This is a genomic window from Bacillus sp. PAMC26543 (genome assembly GCF_014250375.1).
Taxonomy (GTDB): domain Bacteria; phylum Bacillota; class Bacilli; order Bacillales; family Bacillaceae; genus Bacillus; species Bacillus halotolerans.
Map to the genome: position 1 here is coordinate 3,475,648 of NZ_CP060193.1, position 16,858 is coordinate 3,492,505.

15 protein-coding genes are annotated in these 16,858 nt (G+C 43.2%); 8 read left to right on the forward strand and 7 right to left on the reverse strand.

Translation table 11 applies throughout. The annotated features are described in order from the left end of the window. Positions 1-33 precede the first annotated feature (33 nt). Positions 34-906 (reverse strand): manganese transporter MneS, encoded by an 873-nt coding sequence (mneS, locus tag H7F27_RS17515; RefSeq protein WP_024120430.1) that lies wholly within the window; start codon positions 904-906, stop codon positions 34-36. Between the two features lie 414 nt (positions 907-1,320). Here mneS and gabP point away from each other — a divergent pair, with 414 nt between their 5' ends. The 6 genes from gabP (at position 1,321) to H7F27_RS17545 (ending at position 6,912) form a co-directional block, all read left to right on the forward strand. After that, a complete protein-coding gene (gene gabP / locus H7F27_RS17520; RefSeq protein WP_185848221.1) occupies positions 1,321-2,730 on the forward strand; it encodes a GABA permease in 1,410 nt (469 codons plus the stop codon). 86 nt (positions 2,731-2,816) lie between these two features. Further along, positions 2,817-4,358, forward strand: coding sequence for an outer spore coat copper-dependent laccase CotA (gene cotA / locus H7F27_RS17525; protein WP_185848222.1), 1,542 nt, complete (start codon positions 2,817-2,819; stop codon positions 4,356-4,358). A gap of 103 nt (positions 4,359-4,461) precedes the next feature. Further along, the gene (locus H7F27_RS17530) at positions 4,462-5,448 is read left to right on the forward strand and encodes a DUF4003 family protein (protein ID WP_185848223.1); all 987 of its coding nucleotides are present in this window, start codon (positions 4,462-4,464) and stop codon (positions 5,446-5,448) included. Between the two features lie 13 nt (positions 5,449-5,461). After that, positions 5,462-6,277: an alpha/beta fold hydrolase gene (locus H7F27_RS17535; protein WP_024120426.1), complete on the forward strand. Its 816-nt coding sequence runs from the start codon at positions 5,462-5,464 to the stop codon at positions 6,275-6,277. An 82-nt stretch (positions 6,278-6,359) separates the two neighbouring features. Further along, positions 6,360-6,569 carry a cold-shock protein gene (locus H7F27_RS17540; protein ID WP_003234008.1) on the forward strand — a complete coding sequence of 70 codons (210 nt, stop codon included), beginning with the start codon at positions 6,360-6,362 and terminating at the stop codon, positions 6,567-6,569. Between the two features lie 184 nt (positions 6,570-6,753). After that, positions 6,754-6,912: a hypothetical protein gene (locus H7F27_RS17545; protein WP_038954158.1), complete on the forward strand. Its 159-nt coding sequence runs from the start codon at positions 6,754-6,756 to the stop codon at positions 6,910-6,912. Positions 6,913-6,944: 32 nt separating this feature from the next. Here the strand turns inward: H7F27_RS17545 and H7F27_RS17550 are convergent, their stop codons facing one another. Continuing rightward, on the reverse strand, positions 6,945-7,991 hold the full coding sequence (locus H7F27_RS17550; RefSeq protein WP_101861365.1) for a PD40 domain-containing protein: 1,047 nt from the start codon (positions 7,989-7,991) through the stop codon (positions 6,945-6,947). 65 nt (positions 7,992-8,056) lie between these two features. Beyond that, positions 8,057-8,428 carry a cell wall metabolism protein WalM gene (gene walM / locus H7F27_RS17555; RefSeq protein ID WP_081638245.1) on the reverse strand — a complete coding sequence of 124 codons (372 nt, stop codon included), beginning with the start codon at positions 8,426-8,428 and terminating at the stop codon, positions 8,057-8,059. 441 nt (positions 8,429-8,869) lie between these two features. On the opposite strand from walM, the gene bdhA reads away from it, so the two are divergent. Continuing rightward, on the forward strand, positions 8,870-9,910 hold the full coding sequence (bdhA, locus tag H7F27_RS17560; protein ID WP_024120423.1) for a (R,R)-butanediol dehydrogenase: 1,041 nt from the start codon (positions 8,870-8,872) through the stop codon (positions 9,908-9,910). Between the two features lie 49 nt (positions 9,911-9,959). Here bdhA and H7F27_RS17565 read toward each other — a convergent pair whose 3' ends face one another. Continuing rightward, a complete protein-coding gene (locus tag H7F27_RS17565) occupies positions 9,960-11,381 on the reverse strand; it encodes a sugar porter family MFS transporter (protein WP_185848224.1) in 1,422 nt (473 codons plus the stop codon). Positions 11,382-12,018: 637 nt separating this feature from the next. On the opposite strand from H7F27_RS17565, the gene H7F27_RS17570 reads away from it, so the two are divergent. Then, a complete protein-coding gene (locus H7F27_RS17570; protein ID WP_101861367.1) occupies positions 12,019-13,014 on the forward strand; it encodes a potassium channel family protein in 996 nt (331 codons plus the stop codon). 64 nt (positions 13,015-13,078) lie between these two features. Here H7F27_RS17570 and H7F27_RS17575 read toward each other — a convergent pair whose 3' ends face one another. From H7F27_RS17575 to gutB, 3 genes are all read right to left on the reverse strand, one after another. Beyond that, entirely contained in the window at positions 13,079-14,047 is a 969-nt protein-coding gene (locus H7F27_RS17575; protein WP_024120420.1) for a carbohydrate kinase family protein, read from the reverse strand. Between the two features lie 106 nt (positions 14,048-14,153). Further along, positions 14,154-15,542 carry a glycoside-pentoside-hexuronide (GPH):cation symporter gene (locus H7F27_RS17580; protein WP_101861368.1) on the reverse strand — a complete coding sequence of 463 codons (1,389 nt, stop codon included), beginning with the start codon at positions 15,540-15,542 and terminating at the stop codon, positions 14,154-14,156. An 83-nt stretch (positions 15,543-15,625) separates the two neighbouring features. Beyond that, entirely contained in the window at positions 15,626-16,687 is a 1,062-nt protein-coding gene (gene gutB, locus H7F27_RS17585) for a sorbitol dehydrogenase (RefSeq protein ID WP_185848225.1), read from the reverse strand. Positions 16,688-16,858 lie beyond the last annotated feature (171 nt).

The window sequence follows — 16,858 nt, forward strand, 5'->3', positions numbered from 1 at the left end:
AGCCTCCCATGACAGGAAGCTCTCATTACCCAGTTATTTGTTTTGCAAAGGCTCCATATGAACATGCGAATAATCAATCGCATGCTCCTCCTTCATTCTCCGCTCAATTTCATTCGCAATATCATGGCTTTCTGTAATATTTAACTCTGATGACACTTCAACCACTACATCTACGTGCACAGAGCTGCCCAAATATCTCGCCTTGATGTCTTTTAACCGGCTGACACCGGAGATTTTTTCGATCGTCTGTTTATAATCGGACATGTCCTTTACGTCAAAGCCATCAGTCAATGAATGCGATGATTCCTTAAAAATATCCCATGCCGTTTTGCAAATGAGAAGGCCGATGACAAATGCAGTCACCGTATCAATCCATGCAAGATGGAATTGCGCGGCCAAAATACCGATAAACGTGCCGACACTGACGAATGCGTCCGATTTATTATCAGCCGCCGCCGCAAGCAGCGCTTGGCTGTTCACCTTTTTGGCAAGCCTTTTGTTGTACTGATAGACAATCAGCATCATGACTGCCCCGCCTGCAGCCGTCCAAGCCGCAATCATATCCGGTGTTTCTTCTTTCACAGAAAAAATAGATTCACCGGCGCTGAAAAGCACTTGCAGGCCGACAACCATCATAATAAACGATGCGATAAGTGATGCAATTGTTTCCGCCCGAAAGTGGCCGTATGGATGATCTTCGTCAGGAGGCTTTTGAGAGATGCGGAGACCGATCAGCACAGCAACAGAAGCAATAATGTCTGTTGTGTTATTTAGCCCGTCTGCCGTAAGAGCTTCCGAGTGAAATACATAGCCGATGATCAGCTTAATCGCGGACAGCACAAGATACGCGGCAATACTGACCAGCGCCCCGGATTCTCCCTTTTTCAGTTCATCATATCTCTCCATAAAAAACCTCCTCTCCGCTCATGTTTTCCTATCATTATGATACAAAGCTGACCCGCAGTGGGTCTATAGAAACATGATTCACTCACCACAGAAAAATAGTGACGATAGAACATTTTTTACCCAATACAAATTATTTTCATTTGTAAAAAGTGTTTCAAATCCAATGATACCAATACTTCTAGCCATCCAACACTTTTTCAAAAATATAACAAATCAAAAAAAAACGGATAATTGACGGAAAATTTTTTCTTTTATTTCGAACATATTCACTCCAAAAACAGCAAACAAAACCCTACAAATTTGAAATAAACTGTTATATTTTCTGACATAAATTTTCGACAAAATGTATATTTATGTTACAGTTTCAATTATCATAATATTCAGTAACAACTCTAATTTTCAAGGAGGTAACATATGAACCAGTCTCAATCAGGATTAAAAAAAGAATTAAAGACCCGACATATGACGATGATTTCTATCGCCGGCGTCATCGGAGCCGGATTATTTGTTGGCAGCGGTTCAGTCATTCACTCGACCGGGCCCGGTGCCATTGTCTCTTATGCATTAGCCGGATTATTGGTCATCTTTATCATGCGAATGCTTGGTGAAATGTCGGCTGTAAACCCGACAAGCGGATCATTCTCCCAATACGCTCATGACGCTATCGGACCGTGGGCAGGATTTGCAATCGGCTGGCTCTACTGGTTTTTCTGGGTTATTGTTATCGCTATTGAAGCAATCGCGGGAGCAGGCATTATCCAATACTGGTTCCACGATATTCCGCTGTGGATGACGAGCTTAATTTTGACGATTTTACTCACACTGACAAACATCTACTCTGTTAAATCATTTGGTGAGTTTGAATATTGGTTCTCCCTCATTAAAGTTGTTACAATCATCGCATTCTTAATCGTTGGTTTTGCATTTATTTTTGGCTTCGCCCCAGGCAGTGATCCAGTCGGTTTCGCAAATATTACGGGCCAAGGCGGATTTTTCCCGGAAGGCATAGGCTCTGTATTGCTCGGAATTGTTGTCGTGATCTTCTCCTTTATGGGAACGGAAATTGTTGCGATTGCTGCCGGTGAAACATCAAACCCGGTCCAATCTGTAACAAAAGCGACCCGATCCGTTGTATGGCGCATCATTGTCTTTTACGTTGGTTCAATCGCCGTTGTCGTTGCGCTTCTGCCATGGAACTCAGCGAACATTTTAGAAAGCCCTTTCGTCGCTGTTCTCGAACATATTGGAGTGCCGGCAGCCGCGCAAATTATGAACTTTATCGTCCTCACAGCTGTACTTTCTTGCCTGAATTCAGGTTTGTACACCACATCCAGAATGCTGTATTCACTCGCAGAAAGAAACGAAGCGCCGCGCCGCTTTATGAAACTGAGCAAAAAAGGAGTTCCCGTACAAGCAATTGTCGCCGGAACATTTTTCTCTTATATCGCGGTCGTAATGAATTACTTTTCACCTGACACCGTCTTTTTATTTTTAGTCAACTCATCAGGCGCAATCGCCCTGCTCGTTTATCTTGTTATCGCTGTTTCCCAGCTGAGAATGAGAAAAAGCCTCGAAAAAACAAACCCGGAAGCATTGAAAATCAAGATGTGGTTCTTCCCGTTCTTAACCTACCTGGCCATTATTGCCATCTGCGGTATTTTAGTATCCATGGCATTTATTGAATCTATGAGAGATGAACTGCTGCTGACAGGCTTTATCACAGGCATTGTATTGCTTTCTTATCTTGTGTTCAGAAAACGCAAGGTGACTGAAAAAGCATCAGCCAAACCGGTCACTCAGCAGCAGCCCGATATCCTGCCTTAACGGCAGGATTTTTTTGTCACCTTCACGTCCTTAATGTCATTAACTATAGTACCAATTAGGGAATATTTAGATAAGGACAGATGAAAATGACACTTGAAAAATTTGCGGATGCTCTCCCAATCCCAGATACACTAAAGCCGGTACAGCAGTCAAAAGAAAGCACATACTACGAAGTAACCATGGAGGAATGCTATCATCAGCTTCACCGCGATCTCCCTCCAACCCGTCTGTGGGGTTATAACGGTTTATTCCCCGGTCCCACCATTGAGGCCAAAAGAAATGAAAACGTTTATGTGAAATGGATGAATAACCTTCCTTCAGAGCATTTTCTTCCGATTGATCACACCATTCATCACAGTGACAGCCAGCATGCCGAACCCGAGGTGAAAACCGTCGTTCATTTACACGGCGGCGTCACTCCAGATGACAGCGACGGTTATCCTGAGGCCTGGTTTTCTAAAGACTTTGAACAAACAGGCCCTTATTTTAAACGAGAGGTTTACCATTATCCAAATCAGCAGCGCGGAGCTATTTTATGGTATCACGATCATGCTATGGCGCTCACGAGGCTGAATGTGTATGCCGGGCTCATCGGTGCTTATATCATCCATGAACCAAAGGAAAAACGCCTAAAGCTCCCATCAGGTGAATACGATGTGCCGCTTTTGATCACGGACCGTACGATTAATGAAGATGGCTCTTTATTTTATCCGAGCGGACCGGAAAACCCTTCACCGTCACTGCCTAATCCGTCAATCGTTCCAGCCTTTTGCGGAGATACGATTCTCGTCAACGGGAAGGCATGGCCATACATGGAGGTCGAACCGAGAAAATACCGCTTCCGCGTCATCAATGCCTCTAATACGAGAACATATAACCTGTCACTTGATAATGGCGGAGAATTTATCCAGATCGGTTCTGATGGCGGACTTTTGCCGCGTTCCGTCAAGCTAAACTCCTTCAGTATTGCGCCGGCTGAGCGCTTTGATATTCTCATTGACTTCGCCGCGTTTGAAGGACAATCGATCATTTTAGCAAACAGCGAGGGCTGCGGCGGTGACGTTAATCCGGAAACAGACGCAAACATCATGCAATTCAGAGTCACAAAACCGTTAGCCCAAAAAGATGAAAGCAGAAAACCAAAATACCTGGCATCTTACCCTTCGGTACAGCACGAAAGAATACAAAACCTCCGAACATTGAAGCTGGCAGGCACTCAAGACCAATACGGCAGACCCGTCCTTCTTCTTAACAACAAACGCTGGCACGATCCTGTCACTGAAGCACCGAAAGCCGGTTCTACCGAAATATGGTCGATTATCAACCCGACTCGCGGAACACATCCGATCCATCTTCATTTGGTCTCCTTCCGTGTATTGGACCGGCGCCCATTTGATACAGCCCGTTTTGAAGAGCGCGGAGAACTGGCCTACACCGGACCCGCCGTTCCGCCGCCACCAAGTGAAAAAGGCTGGAAAGACACGGTTCAGTCCCACGCCGGTGAAGTTCTCAGAATCGCCGTAACATTCGGGCCGTACACTGGGCGGTACGTATGGCATTGTCACATTCTTGAGCATGAAGACTATGACATGATGAGACCGATGGATGTGATTGACCCCCATAAATAAGGCCCAAAAAACTTGCCTGCTGCAGGCAGGTTTTTTTATCTATGAAACTTTTTCTTCCATAAATCGTATAACTTAGAAACAGCGAAGAAAGGAGCTGCTTTTTATGCTGGCAAACGATCTCAAAGATAAAACAAATCAATACATTTCAATTTATGACGAATTAAAATCAAAATTAAGATGGAAAGTTGCTCATAATCAGATATTAATGCTCATCTCATCTGCATATATTGTGAATAAAAGAGATTTTGATTTTCAGCGCTTTTATGATTTAAGCAGCTATATAAAATCAAACATCGGCAGCTTCTCAACACTCAATTCTCACCACCGCTTTACTGTCGCTTCAATTCTGGATATTCATTTTCAGCATGAGGCGAAGCAAGCGTTTCTTACTTTCATCGATGTGTACAGCCAAATGGTGAAGCTTGGATATAAACGGGATATTTTCACGTACCTTTCCGCTCTGATCATGCTCACCGGCAAGACCGAAACGATAAACCAAAGAGAACAGATGAACATGGGGCTCTCTGTTTATCAGCAGATGAAGAAAAATCACTATTTCCTCACTTCAACTCAAAATGTTCCGCTTGCCGTATTGCTTGCCCAAAACGAAAATAGTTTGCGGGCGCTGAACAAGGCAGAAACATGTTATCAGCTGCTGTCCGCTAACGGCTTTAAAAAAGGCCAATACTTACAACACGTCAGCCATATTCTTGCCCTGCAAAGTGAAAAAGACCCTGAAACCCTTGTTTCCCAATGCAAACTGATCTTTCAATCCATTACTGAATCTCATAAAAAGCCAAAAGATTTTCATTATCCCGATCTCGCCCTTCTCACATTCTTGGAAGATCCGGACATCAAAACCGTTTTAGGCATCACTCATGAGCTGAACCAAGAAAAAGCATTTAAATGGGAAAAGGATATGAACTTCAAAATTGCTGTCAGCTTATATCTCAGCGAGTATATGGAGAAAAATCTGCTGATGGAATCAGGCCTATACACAGCAATTGAAACGGCCATCCAAGCACAGCAGGCAGCCGCGACAGCTGTGATCATCAGTTCATCAGCCATTCATTCACATGACGGAAACTAAAGGAGGAGAAAACATGCCATATATCACATTAGACGATCAGACCCGCCTATACTACGAAACTCACGGGAGCGGGACACCGATCCTATTTATACACGGCGTGCTTATGAGCGGGCAATTTTTCCACAAACAACTTTCAGCGCTATCTGCCAATTATCAATGTATTCGTCTTGATCTTAGAGGGCACGGCGAATCCGACAAAGTTCTTCATGGACACACCATTTCCCAATACGCCCGTGATATCAAGGAATTTATGTGCGCGATGGAGCTTGAGCCTGCCGTCCTTGTTGGCTGGTCAATGGGCGCTTTTGTGGTATGGGATTATATCAATCAATTTGGGAATGATAACATACGAGCCGCTGTTATCGTCGATCAATCGGCTTCTGACTACCAATGGGACGGCTGGGGACACGGCCCGTTTGACTTTGACGGCTTGAAAACAGCGATGCACGCTATTCAAACTGAGCCGCTTTCATTCTACAAAAGCTTCATCAATAATATGTTCGCAGAGCCGCCAGCATCAACAGAAACAGAATGGATGCTTGCCGAAATTCTGAAACAGCCGACAGTCATTTCAAGTACGATTTTATTTAATCAAACGGCAGCTGATTATCGCGAAACCATTCAAAACGTTCATGTGCCGACATTGTTATGCTTCGGAGAAGACCGCAAATTTTTCTCAATAGAAGCCGGAGAACACCTGCGTGAACATATTCCAAACGCAAAGCTCGTTACATTTTCGAAGAGCAGCCATTGCCCGTTTTTAGAAGAACCGGATGCTTTCAACAGCACGCTCCTGTCCTTTTTAGATGAGCAGATTGGAAAGTCATAAAGAAAAAGGAATTAGGAGATTAGGGCAAAGTATGAGACAATAAGAAATGTGCAGTAAAATACATGAGGGAAGAAGTGACTTTATGTCTTACTATAACAAACGAAATCAAGAACCGCTGCCAAAGGAAGATGTGAGTACTTGGGAATGCACAAAAGAAGACTGCAACGGCTGGACCAGAAAAAACTTCGCCAGCAGTGACACGCCATTGTGCCCTTTGTGCGGAAGTAAAATGGTCGACGGCATCCGTTCATTAGTGAATCTCCAAAACAACAGCCAAACGAAAACAAGTTAGCTCTTCCCTTTTTTAAAAGCAGTCTCTATCAGCAAACAATCCTCGATCAGAGATACGAATTTTATATCCAATAGCACGGCCTCCCGATTTGACGAGAGGCCGAGATAATGAAGCCCAAAACTGTAAACGTTTCGGGCTTTTTCACTTTCTATTATGGTATAATATGGATATTAGGGATGATGATGTGATCAAAAACCAACAGCAGGCTGACCTGAAGAAACGAGCTTCAGTCAAAAAGTTGAATTTGGCTATTAACTCATGTGCGGAACTTATGAATTGGTCAATACCGATCATCCGTTTCTTTAAATGGCTCGGATCATTTGCCCTGCACCTCGTCCATTAAAAAAATCACTCAGCATTTGCTGAGTGATTTTTTCAGTTGATGACAGAAAAGCTGTTGATGATGCCATTCGGATTTTCCCATACTTTTTTGAACGTCTTCGTATCAAGGTCATAAGAATAAATTGTCCGAACCTTGGCTTCACGCCCTGTTTCGTCCTTCAGCTTTTTAGCCCCCTTGGCTTCGGCAAGGAAATAAATCTTCTTTCCGTCCTTGGAGAACTGCGGCTGCGCGTCAATTAACAGCTTAAATGTTTTCTGGTTTGAAATGATTTTTTCATAGGTTTTCGTGTCTGCATTCAGCATTTGAATAGAAGCCGTTTGCTCCGTTCCTTTTTGTGTATATGACGTAAACAGAATACGTTTATCGTCATCAGAAACAGCAATATCACTGATAAACTGCTCCAGGCTCTTAAGCTCATGAAGGCCGCTTTCATTACCGGCCGAAAAATGAATCTTTGTCGGTTCAGGATCGATTCCCTTCTCATTGGCTTCATCCGTTTTTTTGTAATCTTCTTCTACAGAATAATGAAGCAATGCAAATGAATCTGTTTTTTGGTTATAAAAGAAGCTGCTGACGCTGTCATCCTGGTCATTAGCGGCAGGATACAGGTTTTTATACTTCTTCGTTTTCAAATCAAAGGATGCGATACGAAAATTGCTTTCGTCCGCTTTCCCTAAACGAAAATAGATTTTTGAGCGATCCTTTGATAAAAACAAGCTGTCCGCGCTTTCCGGACCTTTATAAAGCATAGTTTTCTTATCAGATTTAAGATCAAGCTTAAAAAGCCTCATCTCATTTTGATCGTTATTGCTTGTATAATAGAGCGCCTGCTGCTCTTGGTCCAAGGCAAATGCCGGATAGCTGGTCAGCTTCGCCTCGTGGATCACCTTATCATTTTCATAATACTTCGTCAGAAGATCGGTATCGGTAATCGAAACCAGAAGCTTCTCACTGTTCTCCGTGTTCACGGAAACATCGGCGGCACTCTCACTGCCTTTATCTTTAAAAGAATAAAACATAAAACCCGCAGCTGCCGCCAAAACAACGACGATTGCCAATAAAACGATTCCTTTTTTCATCTCTTATCTCCACCAATAGAAAAAGCAAGAATGCGACTTCTTGCTTTACAGATTTAAACTATGTATTAATAGCTGTAATGTCCCGCTACTTTTCCTTTGCTTAATGGGTATCCCAGCGCTTTAAACGCTTTAGGGCTTACATCCAGCACTGCATGAGGCATTCTGCCAACATCATTTTTATAAACCGTAATCACCTTTTTAGGCTTCGCTTTAGCATAAGCTCTGATTTTTGTCCCATTTCTAGGTACGTCAAATCCGATCTTTGTCGCACAGTCCCAATGTCCAAGTTTTTTACCTGAAGAGCCTTTTTTCCCAACTCCGTTATACCAAGTAATATTTCCGTTCACATGTTTTGCACTGGCATCTGCTGAAAAACTGAAAGCTCCCAAAGTACTTCCTACTAAGATAAAAGCGGCTAAAATGACTTTCTTCAACATTTCGTCCCCCTGTTTGTTAACATCTAGGAAAAATTATACACGATCAACCAGGGATTTTTTATTTCAATATCCTTACAGTAATGTTACAAAGTCGAAAAAAATCCCCTCTGCTAAAATAAACCATGGAAGATTATCCTATTATAATTACAGCATTAGCGTTATAATTGTTGATAGAGTAGTTGTCGCATTCAATATGAACGAACCATTACCGTATTGTTCAAGCCAAATTCATAGTTATGTAAACCAATCATACTCTCTCATCATAAAGAAAAAAGAGTGTGCGAGACTCTTTTTTCTTCAAAGTTTCTTATTTCAAAAAACGTAGATTATATTATATATAAGTTTTATCTTTTTTTGGTTTTAAAAAATGGCGATTTTGTGAACAGTTCATATTGATCGGTGCGGAATTACTCATATCAAAAGATATAGGAGTGGTAATCCATGAAGGCAGCTAGATGGCATAACCAAAAGGATATCCGTATTGAAAATATTGAAGAGCCAAAAGCGGAACCGGGAAAAGTCAAGATCAAAGTCAAATGGTGCGGCATCTGCGGCAGTGATTTACACGAGTATTTAGGAGGCCCGATCTTTATCCCGGTGGACAAACCCCATCCTTTAACAAAAGAAACAGCACCTGTCACAATGGGGCATGAATTCTCCGGTGAAGTTGTTGAAGTCGGGGAAGGCGTTGAAAACTATAAAGTCGGAGACCGAGTCGTTGTGGAACCGATTTTTGCAACACACGGACATCAGGGTGCGTACAACCTTGATGAACAAATGGGATTCCTCGGGTTAGCCGGAGGCGGCGGCGGATTCTCTGAATACGTTTCTGTAGATGAAGAGCTGTTATTCAAACTTCCTGAGGAATTATCATATGAACAAGGCGCACTCGTTGAACCTTCTGCGGTCGCTTTATACGCTGTCCGCTCAAGCAAAATCAAAGCCGGTGACAAAGCGGCTGTATTCGGCTGCGGCCCGATCGGACTTCTTGTCATTGAAGCGCTGAAAGCTGCGGGTGCTACTGAAATATATGCTGTTGAGCTCTCACCTGAACGCCAGCAAAAAGCTGAGGAGCTCGGCGCCATTATTGTGGATCCGTCCAAAACAGACGATGTAGTGGCACATATCGCAGACCTTACAGGAGGCGGCGTTGACGTAGCCTTTGAAGTAACCGGGGTTCCAGTCGTTTTGCGCCAAGCGATCCAATCTACAACAATCGCCGGTGAGACAGTGATCGTCAGCATCTGGGAAAAAGGCGCTGAAATTCATCCGAACGATATCGTAATCAAAGAGCGTACAGTGAAAGGAATCATCGGGTACCGTGACGTATTCCCAGCTGTATTGTCATTAATGAAAGAAGGCTATTTCTCAGCTGATAAACTCGTTACGAAAAAGATTGTCTTAGACGATTTAATCGAAGAAGGCTTCGGAGCTCTGATCAAAGAGAAAAACCAAGTGAAAATTCTTGTCAGACCAAACTAAACATACAAAAAAAGAATCCGCATTCAAGTGCGGATTCTTTTTATTCCACTTAGCCAATCACTTCAGCGCCGGACTCTTCTTTAACCTCACTGCGATCATGAGCACGGAAGCTTTCCTCAAGCTGCTCAAGCGAAAGACCTTTTGTTTCCGGTAAAAACTTGTTCACAAACAGAATCGAGCAAATTCCCAGCGCAACGAAGATGAAGAACGTTGTTGATAACCCAATGCCTGCCATCAAAATAGGGAAAGTCAGACTGACTGCGAAATTGACCATCCACAAGCAGAATACCGTAACACCCATTCCCAGACCGCGAAGGCGCAGCGGGAAAATTTCTGAAAGCATCAGCCATGTCACTGGTGAAATCGCACCCTGCTGAAACGCCAGAAACGAAACCGTTAATGACAGAACCACATACGGAAGCGCAGGCGATCCTTCCAGCACAAGTGAAAATATCCCGATCAGCAGCAATGCCGTTGTCGTTCCGATCAGCCCTGTAATCAGCATCGGCCGGCGACCGACTTTACCGAGCAGCCAAATTCCGACGAACGTAGCCAGGACGGAGATCACACCATTGGCAATATTCCCGATCAGTGCTGCTTCCGTTTGAAATCCGGAATCTCTTAAAATTTCAGTGCCATAATACATGATGGAGTTTACACCCGTAATTTGCTGTACAATCGCAATTCCGATTCCTATGAATACAATTCGGCGCACCCACGGCACTGCAAGATCTTTAAACGTAGCTTTCTCAAGCTTATCCTCTTTTTTGAAAGCGGATTCAATTTCAGCCAGCTCAGAAGCAGCGCGTTTTTCATCCCTGATTTTCTTCAAAACCCCTAAAGCATCTTCATTCCTTCCTTTTGAAACAAGCCAGCGAGGACTCTCAGGCATTCTGATCATTCCAAAGAACAGGAATACGGCCGGAAGAGACGCTATCACGAGCATAAATCTCCATACATTGGAGCTGTCTCCCATTGTCGTCCCGAGGATGGCATTAAAAACAAAGGCCAACAGCTGTCCGGATACAATCATTAATTCATTCTGGGTCACCATCCGTCCTCTGCTTTCCACAGGTGACATTTCCGCTAAATAAGCAGGCACCGTCACTGATGCGCCCCCGACGGCAATTCCAAGCACAAAACGGGAGATGATCATGATTGTTACATTTGGAGCCAGTGTACACCCAATCGTTGAGATAAAAAATATAATGGCGAGGAAAAGAATATTTTTACGGCGTCCGTTAAAATCAGACATTCTTCCGCCAAGCACAGCTCCAAGTGCAGCTCCCAAAAGAAGAGAACTGGTGACGAGCCCCTCTGTGAAAGCATTGAGATTAAGCTGATCAGGCTCACCCATATATGGTAAAGCTCCATTTAATACCCCGGTATCATAACCGAAGAGAAGCCCGCCGAAAGTCGAAACTAAAATAATTGTGCGTAAAAATGACATTTGACTGCCTTTTGTATTCATACCGTTTCCCCCAGTCTTTTTCAAAATCGGTCACTGCGTATTTCAAAAACGTATTCTAGGGTGCCGCCTTCCTCAAATGCCGTGAGCAGGCCGCAGAAAAAAGTTCAAAATGTCTTTTTTCACTGGCTTCATAACCTTCCCTTCTTTTCAGCATGTGATGAAGTCAATTGATTTGGAAGCGATTTCATTTATTACTAAACAACAATGGGTATATTTTTGATGTCTGACTTAATGAATTGTCATCTTATAGTCACTTTGTAGTGTTGTTATAGTAATTTCATAGTGATATATTTGTCACTTCTGATATTATCATAATTTCAAAAACGCTTTCAGTCAATAAAAATTTCTGAAAATTCCTTAACTTCATGTCAGTAAACTGACCACTTTAAGAGGAAATTGAACTTTTTTCTTGCCGGAAATGTGGAATCAGTATGTATTATATGTAAATTTCTGTTTCGTTTCTGTCTTCATCAAAATGAGTAAGTGTTGGGTAACTTCTCCTGCACAAATCTTCTCTGCATGATTCGCTGCTCAAACATTCAAATGATTGTTTCAGATTCAAGACAAAAGGAAATAGAAGAGGAAAATAAAGATGGCTAAATGGCTGGCTCTTATTGAATAGGAGGAGGCAATAAAATTGAATGAGATTTATATCTTTGCAGGAATTTTATTGTTGGCAGCGGGGATGATTGATTTTATATGGACAACATTATGGCTTGAGAGCGGAGCCGGTCCGATCACAAGATGTTTGTCTGCATGGCTGTGGAAAGGCTTCCGTAAGATCAGCGGAGATCACGCAAAGGTTCTCAGTACGGCAGGGCCGCTGCTGTTATGCATGACATTATTGGTGTGGATCGGTTTATTTTGGAGCGGCTGGACTTTTATCTTCTCAAGTGATCCTCACTCTCTCGTAGTTACTCAAAGTAAAGAACCAGCCTCCTGGTCAGACCGGGCTTATTTTTCTGGATATGTGATGTTTACATTAGGAAATGGTGACCTTACACCGAACGGTGACCTTTGGAAGCTTGTGACAGTCGGTGCTACAGCTGAAGGTCTGCTCACGATTACTTTTTCTGTCACGTACTTGATTTCTGTCTTGAGTGCGGTTAATCAAAAGCGCTCATTCGCCCAGAGCGTACTGAGTCTTGGGCATAACGGAACAGTGATTGTCCAAACTGCGTGGAACGGAAGACATTTTCACGACATGGATTTGCTTCTCGTCACATTTTCTTCAGAGCTGGGAAAGCTGACCGCTCAGCATAACGCCTTCCCCATTCTTCATTTTTACCATAGCACACAGCGCGAGGAATCTTCCGTCATTGCAGTCACTGTATTGGATGAAGCGTTAACCATTTTGACGTATGGCATTCCAAAGCAGTACCTTCCGAATCAGCTGCACATAAAAGAAGCGCGCTCAAGTGTCAAAAACTACTTAGACACCGTTCATACAGCATATATCCATCCGGCTGAACAAGAACCGCCGGAGCCCAGCCTCTTGAAGCTAAGGGATTGCGGCATACCAACCCTATCGGAGCAAACATTTCGAACAGCGGTCAAATCTTTAAAAGAACGGCGGCAATTGCTTTTGGGCATTGTTCAAGCGGGTGCGCGTAAGTGGCCTGCACAAGAGTAAGGGGTAAAAAAGAGGATGCCTCCCAAAAGTCAAAAAGACTTTTAAGAAACATCCTCTATTTTTATTACAAAGGTAAAGAAGCTTCAATCTCTTCCATATGCGGCAGTGCATCAATCGCTCCAATTTTAGTGCAGACAAGAGCGCCCACCTTATTGGCAAAAGACACGATATCACGCAGCTGCTCAAAATCAGTTTCTGCCGATTGAATCTTATCTGTACCAGCTAATTTGAACAAAGCCGCTCCGACAAAAGCGTCTCCCGCTCCTGTAGAATCAATCGAAGTGACAGGAATACTCGGAATGATTTCATGTTCCTTGCCATTAGACAGCAATGTTCCGTTTTTCCCAAGGGTCACGGCAACCATCTTGGCTCCGATACCATGGAGAATATTGACGCCCTCTTCATGATCCTTCGCCCCAGTGATGATCTCCAGCTCCTCGTCACTCACCTTAACAAAATCACTTAAAGCAATGGCTCTTTTTGCAGCACTAACAAACTCAGAGACTCTTCCCTTCCATAAATCCCCTCGATAGTTAGGATCAAATGAAAGAAATTGCCCTTTATCCTTCGCAATGGACATAAGCCGTAAATAGGCTGTACAAAATGGATCAGATAACAATGCCGTCGCTGAGCCAAAATGAAGGATTTTCGCTTGATTCATTTTATCCTGATCGACATCTTCGATCGTAAACAGAGCATCCGCGCCTCTATTGAAAACAAAATCGCGCTCTCCATTATTCTTTAATGAAACAAAAGCAAGCGTTGTAGGTGCTTTCTCATCCATCACCAGCATAGAGGTATCCACATGAACAGCATCTAACGTTTGCTTCAGAAAATACCCAAAGGGATCCTTCCCTACTTTTCCTGCAAAAGCAGCGTCCCCTCCCAGCTTGGCAATCGCCGCTGACACATTTGCCGGGGCGCCGCCGGCACTTTTTAAAAATTGACGCCCTTTCTTTAAATCAACGTCCACATCGGTACAAAAGAAATCGATCAATAACTCCCCAATACAAACAACAGACTGACTTCGCATGTTATCACACTCTTTTTACATATTCTATATTACAGTCTCAGTATATTACTTTCAGTCATAAATACAACCTTCTACATCGAATATTAGAAATATTAAATATATTCACTTACCTGGATTTCTTCTCAAGCTCAGTAATGATCTGTTTATATCTTTTTTCAGTTAAAGGATAAAAGGCTATGATGATGATAGAGAGTAAAATAAATAGACCCGGAATTAAGGCATTCATATGTTTAATCGCATTCAGTGACGTCACGGTTTGATCAGTATTCGCCACATATCCTGCGATTCCTAAATAGATGGCAGAAAACGAACCGGCCAGTGCAACACCTAACTTATTGATAAAACTCATACTGGAAATCACCACTCCGTCGGCACGAACCCCTGTCTTCCATTCCGCATAATCAACACAATCGGCAACCATTCCCCAAGCAAGCGTATTTAAAGGGGTTGTAAAGAACCCTGAAGCAAATAGCCAGATGAAAATGAGCGTCACCGAAGAATACGCCGTAAAATGCAGACCTGCATACGAGATCAGTGACAAAGCAGCCGATATGACCATCACATTTTTCCTGCCCCACTTCTCAGAAAAGTATGGAATAAACAAGTTACTGATGAGGGCTGCGCCAAAAAATAAAACGGTTCCAAAGAACACTAATTCCTTTTGATTCACGTTATACGTAAAGTAGTACACCATTGTACTGATTTTAATATTAAACCCGATTGCAAATGCTAAAAATGATGACGTTAGAATCAGCAAAGGTTTGTTTTGAAACAAAACGGATAATGTCTTTTTCATTCCCTGTTTCTTTGTTTTCTTAGGCGCAATCCGCTCACGCACAGTAAAGAAACTAAAGAGATTCAAAGCGATGCTTACAATGGCATAGACGAGAGCTGTCATCTGAAACCCAAATGCCTGGTTCTCTCCTCCCAAAGCTGTTGCAAGCGGTGTTGCGCAGGAGATGGATAGAAGGATTCCGACATAAACCAAGATCATACGAGTCGTTGTTAATACCGTTCTTTCTTTTACAGAATTCGTCATCCGTCCCGTTAAGCTGTTCACTGGAATCGTTTGCATACTAAAGGACATGCCGAGCAGAATATAGGTAATATACGCATATACGATGTTTCCCGTTGCTCCAAAGTGAGGAGTGGTGAAACACAGGACAGTAAATAATGCGAAAGGAAATGCCACCCACAGCAGATAAGGCCTTGCCTTTCCCCACCTTGTGTTCGTTTTATCTAAAATAACCCCCATAATCGGGTCAAAAATAGCATCCAGCACCCGCACAACAAGAAATAATGTAGCGATGACCGCAGGCTGTATGCCGCCGATGTCCGTGTAATAAAACAGCAGGTATGCGTTTACAAATTGAAACACAATATTATACGACATATCACCGAAGCCGTATCCGATTCGTTCAAGCCAGGACAGACCGGCACTGGATTTTGTTTGATGTTTCGCCTTCATTACCGTTGCTTTTTCTGTTTGAATCATCTTTTCCACCCCAAGAATCCGTTTTCAATATTGAATACAAATCTAGTAAATAAGAGGGAGAATACGAGATTCTCCCTGTTCACTCAGCTATTCGGATAAACCATCACTTTTAAACATTCATTCTTAAATTGCAGTGCCCGCTCCAGCGCCTCTTGCGTATGCTCCAGCGCATATTGATCCGTCACAAGGTGCTTCGTGTCAACAATACCCGAAGCAAGGAATTCAATTCCTTTTGGATACGTATTGGCATAACGGAAGATGCCGTATATATCAATCTCATTGTCTGCGATAAATGGCACATTTAGCGGAATTTCATTCTGAGAAGGCAAACCGACAATCGCAAGCTTTCCGCCGCGTCGTACAGAAGCCAATGCAGATTGCAGTGCCGCAGGATTCCCCGCTGTTTCCCAAGCAACGTCAACGCCTCTATCATTTGTGATTTTTTTAATTTCTTCAAGAGCATCCTGTTCACGGATATTGATCACATGAGTAGCTCCCATTTTTTTCGCAGCTTCTAACCGCAGCGGCTCTAAGTCGGTCACAATAATTTTGCCTGCCCCAAATGCTTTAGCTGCCGCAACAGCCATTAACCCAACAGGGCCCATCCCCATAATCGCAATCGTTGATCCTGGCTGAAGCTTCGTTCTCGCCGCTGCATGAATGCCGACAGAAAACGGTTCAATCAAGGCAGCATGCTCATAGGAAAGTGAATCTGGAATTGAGAAAACAAAGTCCTGTCTGATTTTGATATATTGTACAAACGCGCCGTCTACCGGCGGTGTGGCCAAAAACTGTACATCCGGACAAAGGTTATAACGCCCTTCTTTGCACGCTTCACAGCGCCCGCACGTAACACCAGGTTCAACAGCGACGCGGTCACCGACTTTGAATTGATCAACAGACGAGCCGACAGCTGCAATTTCTCCCGCGCACTCATGTCCGAGGATAAATGGCTTCTCCACTACATAATTGCCTATTCTGCCGTTTGTATAGTAATGCAGATCCGATCCGCAAATCCCGACAGCCATCACCTTAATCAACACTTCATCCTGACTAATGTCAGGTACAGGCAATGTTTCAATTTTGATCTCTCTTGTGTTATGCATAATAGCTGCTTTCATGGTTTTAGGTACTGTGTGAGTCATTACGGCAAATTCCTTTCTTTATGAATACTTCTAACGACATATGGCCGCTTCATCAAGAAATGTAAGTGCATACATTTTTGCGTTTTCTGTTACTGTCCTCATTTTATCTGCTTTTCAGAATGTTCAACAGCTTTTCATGCTGTATAAAAGGACAGCCGCACTGTACTTTTT

Coding starts and splice junctions, on each gene's coding strand:
- mneS (WP_024120430.1), bottom strand. CDS start 906: ATGGAGAGATATGATGAACTGAAAAAGGGAGAATCCGGGGCGCTGGTC.
- H7F27_RS17535 (WP_024120426.1), top strand. CDS start 5,462: ATGCCATATATCACATTAGACGATCAGACCCGCCTATACTACGAAACT.
- H7F27_RS17575 (WP_024120420.1), bottom strand. CDS start 14,047: ATGCGAAGTCAGTCTGTTGTTTGTATTGGGGAGTTATTGATCGATTTC.
- gutB (WP_185848225.1), bottom strand. CDS start 16,687: ATGACTCACACAGTACCTAAAACCATGAAAGCAGCTATTATGCATAAC.
- H7F27_RS17565 (WP_185848224.1), bottom strand. CDS start 11,381: ATGAATACAAAAGGCAGTCAAATGTCATTTTTACGCACAATTATTTTA.
- H7F27_RS17550 (WP_101861365.1), bottom strand. CDS start 7,991: ATGAAAAAAGGAATCGTTTTATTGGCAATCGTCGTTGTTTTGGCGGCA.
- H7F27_RS17580 (WP_101861368.1), bottom strand. CDS start 15,542: ATGATTCAAACAGAAAAAGCAACGGTAATGAAGGCGAAACATCAAACA.
- walM (WP_081638245.1), bottom strand. CDS start 8,428: ATGTTGAAGAAAGTCATTTTAGCCGCTTTTATCTTAGTAGGAAGTACT.
- H7F27_RS17530 (WP_185848223.1), top strand. CDS start 4,462: ATGCTGGCAAACGATCTCAAAGATAAAACAAATCAATACATTTCAATT.
- H7F27_RS17540 (WP_003234008.1), top strand. CDS start 6,360: ATGTCTTACTATAACAAACGAAATCAAGAACCGCTGCCAAAGGAAGAT.
- cotA (WP_185848222.1), top strand. CDS start 2,817: ATGACACTTGAAAAATTTGCGGATGCTCTCCCAATCCCAGATACACTA.
- gabP (WP_185848221.1), top strand. CDS start 1,321: ATGAACCAGTCTCAATCAGGATTAAAAAAAGAATTAAAGACCCGACAT.
- bdhA (WP_024120423.1), top strand. CDS start 8,870: ATGAAGGCAGCTAGATGGCATAACCAAAAGGATATCCGTATTGAAAAT.